Source organism: Priestia flexa NBRC 15715, from assembly GCF_001591565.1.
Taxonomy (GTDB): domain Bacteria; phylum Bacillota; class Bacilli; order Bacillales; family Bacillaceae_H; genus Priestia; species Priestia flexa.
In genome coordinates, this window is sequence record NZ_BCVD01000211.1 from 1 (window position 1) to 2,327 (window position 2,327).

At 29.1% G+C, this 2,327-nt stretch carries 2 protein-coding genes; both read right to left on the minus strand.

The genetic code is table 11. The features are described 5' to 3' along the window. Positions 1-591, minus strand: a 591-nt coding sequence (locus BFL01S_RS19380; protein ID WP_218008545.1) for a hypothetical protein, incomplete at its 3' end; no start/stop codon positions are given. A gap of 216 nt (positions 592-807) precedes the next feature. Next, positions 808-2,178 carry a VWA domain-containing protein gene (locus BFL01S_RS19385; protein WP_061786697.1) on the minus strand — a complete coding sequence of 457 codons (1,371 nt, stop codon included), beginning with the start codon at positions 2,176-2,178 and terminating at the stop codon, positions 808-810. Positions 2,179-2,327 lie beyond the last annotated feature (149 nt).

A 2,327-nucleotide genomic window follows, 5' to 3' on the forward strand; every position in this document is an offset into this window, starting at 1 on the left:
TGTTACTTCACCTTCGCCTGAACCAACATCTGGATTTGTAATAACCTCACCAGCAATTTGTGTATCATTTTCTTTTAATTTTTCTTCCAGTTCTTCTTTAGGATCAATATCACCAGCATCAGCTAACAAATTATCTTCTTCATTAAATGCAAAGTTACCATTTTGATCTAACTTAACTTGATCTTCATTATTAGAAAAAGCATATTCAGATTGATCTTTACCATTATTTTCATAAGCAAAGACGTCTGAATAATCTTCCTGGTCTTTTGATGCTCTCATTAAAAGTTCATCATCTGAATCCTTTGTTTCTTCGTAAGCAAAAACTTCTGAGTAATCTTCTTGGTTTTTTGATGCTCTTTCAGCCAAATCACTATATTCGTCTTCTTCATTCTCGATGTCTAATTCACTATCAAAATCTTCATCTGAATCTTTTGTTTTAAGATTGACTTTGTTAGGGTCAATTTCTGTAGTTACTTGATTTGCTTGCTGCTTATTAGAAAGTTGATCAATAGTTACATAAGACCCAATTGTTACACCAGTTGCTACAACTGCCACACCAATTATTTTAGCTTTCTGATTCATTGGAGACATAATTTCAAACCCCCGTTTTAATTTTATATTTATATTGTATATTAATATCAATATAAAATAAACAAATTTTACCGAAAAAGGCTCTAAAATCAAAAGAATAGTATAATTGGACTAATATAAACTCCTAAAAAAAGAGTCTTTTTGCACAGTTATAATGTCGTTGTTTAAAATAAAAAAACCTATCTTTTTTTAAAAAAAGGATAGGTTTTTTTTATTTCAGTTTGCAAAAGATTCTTTTATTTTTTCTTCTCTTAACTCTTTATACTTTTTCAAATTTTCGCTTGTGTTTAGAATTATTTCATTACGTGTTTCTTCACTTGTCTGTTGAGCATAATTGGTGATTTGAGAATACCTTTTATTTATATCATTAGAAATCGTTTCATATTGCTCATTATTTATTAATGATTTACTTTTCATATAAGCTATAGCTACTTTCAAATGTTCATATTCTATACTCGCCAGTTCCTTAATATTGGTTTCAATATCTGAAATCTCTATTTTTTTTGAATCACTAATATTTAAAGAAGCTTCAATTCCCTCGTCTTTCCAAACAGACCACTCATATCTCAATTTTTCATTTTGCTTCCTTAAGTATTTGTTTAAATCTTCTTGAGAAGTGAAATTTTGAAACTCTCCGTTTCCAGCATCTGAAATAGCTTGTAAAGCCATTTGTTCCTTATTTTCAATATTAAACCCTAATATGTTAACAGTAATATCAAAGCCCATATTCTTTAAATTTTGTACAGACTGAACAGGATCTCCTCCACAAGTTTCTATACCATCACTCACTACATATACCACTAGCTGTGATTCTTTATCATCATCTTTCAGAGATTCTAAAGCTTTAGCTATGGGTGTCCAACCTACAGGTTGAACTTCATTTAATGATTTTGAAAATTCAGTTGCATTATAAATGTTTTTATATATTTCAGTAACTGCAGCACAAGATTTCATTTTATCTTTTTCTTGATTAGTGCCTTCATGACCATAAACTCTTAAGGATACTTGAGAACCTTCTGGAAGGTTATTAGCGAATTGAGTAACAGATTTCTTAGCTATCTCCATTTTTGTCTCTCCATTAATTTCCCCCGCCATACTTCCACTAGAATCAATCATAATTACATATTTAATATCTTTTATCAAATTCTCTTGAGTACTGTTTTTTTCATCTGGAATATCATTTCCTGAATCGACATTTACATCATAGTTTATTATCTTTTTAATCTGACCAGTATAATCTTCTTTAAGTAATTTTAAAAGCTCTTCATAATATTCTGTAGCTGTTAAATCTTTAGAAAATGAATCAATTTCATTTGTTAAATTTGAGTAACTATACTTGTCACCACTAAATTCCCCATCTTTTTGTAACATAGCAATCTCGATAGCTCCTAGTGATCTTTTAAAATCATTTGGATTATAAGGTAACTTGTTTGTTTCTGTAATCACTTCTTTAGGTTCATCTACAGTAATTACCTCTTTTTCTTCTACCTTACTTTGCTGTTTACTACTTTCTTGATCTTTATTACAAGAAACTAATATGATTAATAGCAGAAAGAACAACGTACACCTTATTTTTTTGTTTTTCATCTAATATTCCTTCCTGTAATTAAAAAGATGTTCACTAATTAATTTAGCAAACACCTTTTGTTTGGTTACATTATTTTTTTAATCAAGTGATAACGAGTATGATTCTCTATTCTTTTTTGTAGCTTCTAACTCTGTTTCAAACGTTAATT

Coding starts and splice junctions, on each gene's coding strand:
- BFL01S_RS19385 (WP_061786697.1), bottom strand. CDS start 2,178: ATGAAAAACAAAAAAATAAGGTGTACGTTGTTCTTTCTGCTATTAATC.